The organism is Pedobacter fastidiosus (genome assembly GCF_014306625.1).
Taxonomy (GTDB): Bacteria; Bacteroidota; Bacteroidia; order Sphingobacteriales; family Sphingobacteriaceae; genus Pedobacter; species Pedobacter fastidiosus.
Genome location: NZ_JACRYL010000020.1, coordinates 33,843 through 36,068 on the forward strand (window position 1 = coordinate 33,843; position 2,226 = coordinate 36,068).

General features: G+C 36.5%; 3 protein-coding genes. 1 reads left to right on the forward strand and 2 read right to left on the reverse strand.

All coding sequences use genetic code 11. The features are described from left to right. Nucleotides 1-61: 61 nt before the first annotated feature. Nucleotides 62-418, reverse strand: coding sequence for a winged helix-turn-helix transcriptional regulator (locus tag H7U22_RS18505; RefSeq protein WP_187072831.1), 357 nt, complete (start codon nucleotides 416-418; stop codon nucleotides 62-64). A 103-nt stretch (nucleotides 419-521) separates the two neighbouring features. Here H7U22_RS18505 and H7U22_RS18510 point away from each other — a divergent pair, with 103 nt between their 5' ends. Further along, the gene (locus H7U22_RS18510; protein WP_187072832.1) at nucleotides 522-1,118 is read left to right on the forward strand and encodes a short chain dehydrogenase; all 597 of its coding nucleotides are present in this window, start codon (nucleotides 522-524) and stop codon (nucleotides 1,116-1,118) included. Between the two features lie 250 nt (nucleotides 1,119-1,368). On the opposite strand, the gene H7U22_RS18515 is transcribed toward H7U22_RS18510, so the two are convergent. Further along, nucleotides 1,369-2,070 (reverse strand): transglutaminase-like domain-containing protein, encoded by a 702-nt coding sequence (locus H7U22_RS18515; protein WP_187072833.1) that lies wholly within the window; start codon nucleotides 2,068-2,070, stop codon nucleotides 1,369-1,371. Between the last annotated feature and the right edge of the window lie 156 nt (nucleotides 2,071-2,226).

Genomic DNA, 2,226 nt, shown 5'->3' on the forward strand with positions numbered 1-2,226 from the left:
TAATTTGCTCAGGTGTAAGTTCTATTTTGTTAAAAATACTGGTTTTGATTATAGCCTAGGTCTATACTGTTTCAACCATTACATGGTCTCTACTCCAAATGGATAGTAAATCTATAATTTGCCTAAGCGATTCTCCTTTTGCAGATAAGGAATACTCCACCCGAGGGGGAACTTCGGGATACGCTTTTCGGACTAATATTCCATCTGATTGTAGCTCTTTCAGCGATCGGGATAAAACTTTTAAAGCAATACCCGGCATTAGTTTGGTAATTTCTCCAAACCTCAATTTTTCTTCTTTCAAAAGTAACCAGATAATTAGGGGTTTCCATTTACCTCCTATAATATCTACGGTAAGTGTAATTGGGCAATCTGCTGCCTGATAATATTTTTTTTCTTTTTTTTCTTCCTGCAGGGCCATATCGGTGGAATTTAGACAAAATTGTCAATACTGGACAAAAAGGTAACTACTTGACAAATGTAAAATATCAATTTAATTTTGACCAACAATTAATCAAAATAAAATGAAAATTATTATTATCGGAGCTACTGGCACCATTGGAAAACATGTAGTAAACACGCTACAGGGGCAACATGAAATTATTAAAGTCGGCTCTAAAAGTGGAGATATTCTTGTAGATATTGGCAGTGTAGATGCTATTAAAAAAATGTTCGAAACCATTGGCTCATTTGATGCGTTGGTAAGCGTTGCTGGCACTGGCCATGTAGGCCCTTTGCATACCATGACAGATGTTGACTTTCGTAAAACAGTTGATAGTAAATTGATGGGGCAGGTAAACCTGGTGCTTATAGGGCAACATTATATTAACCCATCCGGGTCATTTACATTAACGTCGGGTAGCTTGGCACACGAACCGGTATTGCAAACGGCTTCTTTGAGCAGTATCAATGCTGCAGTTGATGGCTTTATTAGGGGGGCTGCTATTGAGTTAAAGAATGCAGTTAGAATTAATTCTGTATCGCCTACAGTAGTAGAAGAATCACCTGATTATTTTCCTTTTTTTCCAGGAACAATCCCAGTAAGTATGGAAGCAGTGGCTGCTGCCTACAATAAAAGTGTGTTAGGGGCTCAAACAGGCCAGGTGTACAAGATCTGGTAAATAGTTTTATACAACACAATGGCTATATCAAACTGCAGAACTTCTAAGCAAAGGTCTGCAGTTTATTTTGATCTCTTTATTTTGTAGGCCTGTCTTTAAAATTTGGAATGTAGCAAATCGGTTATGGTGGATGAAATGAAAGGTTAGGAGCTAGGCTTTGTGTAGGTTGTAAAACAACATTCTATCTTCCGTTGCTGATTGAAAATCTAAAGTTGTGTTTAGAATGAAACCGGCTTAAAGAAAACACATATTACCAACCATTTCTTATTCTTTCTACATTTCTATTCATTTTGTGTCTCACAATTTTGCGAAAAATACATTTCTTAATTGCCCCTAACTTTTGTTGGTGTTTTGCATAAAAATCGTCTGGTGTGTCAAATACGCCAAAGTCTTGGTTAATACCTTTGTCTTGTATGAAAGTGTTATTTAAGTTCCAGTCAATTGGTGGGTTTTCAAAATTATCGGTGTAAGCGCCGAAACCGCAAAAGGTTGTTTTGCAATCGTTGTTCTTTGCTTGTAACTTAGTTAAGTATTCTTTGTCGAGAATTACGCCTTCAAGAAAATACCAATTACTATTAATATTGATTTCAACCCAACTATGTAAAATGTTTTTGGGCGAAAGCATATACCAAATTCCGCTTATTGCTCCTTTTTGTAATGCTTTATTAATGGTGAAGCCGTGGATTCTGTTTGAAATACCATTAGCCCTTAAAAGTGCCATAAGTAAAGTTGCCTTTGTATTACATTGCCCGTAGCCATCTTTTAATACTTCGGATGCGGATATGTCGTCAGATAGATTGTAGCCAAATTTTATTTCATCTCTTACATAATCGTATATTGACTTTGCTCGTTCAACTATCTCCATACCCATCCAATTGCGAGTGCTCACCAAATGCTGAATAGAGCCGTCTGAATAATTCAAAATCTTCGTTTCTTTTAAATAGTTGTCCATAATTTTAAATTTTCAAACTATAATGTCATATCCCTAAACCGATGTGGTTACTGGGTTTTTCCCAATCAAGTTAACTTAGTTTTTCCTCCTTTGATGATCAGCCACCCTGCAAGCCCGAGTTCTCCTAAAGCCATAGGTAAACCTAAAATATTGCTT

Coding starts and splice junctions, on each gene's coding strand:
- H7U22_RS18505 (WP_187072831.1), bottom strand. CDS start 418: ATGGCCCTGCAGGAAGAAAAAAAAGAAAAAAAATATTATCAGGCAGCA.
- H7U22_RS18510 (WP_187072832.1), top strand. CDS start 522: ATGAAAATTATTATTATCGGAGCTACTGGCACCATTGGAAAACATGTA.
- H7U22_RS18515 (WP_187072833.1), bottom strand. CDS start 2,070: ATGGACAACTATTTAAAAGAAACGAAGATTTTGAATTATTCAGACGGC.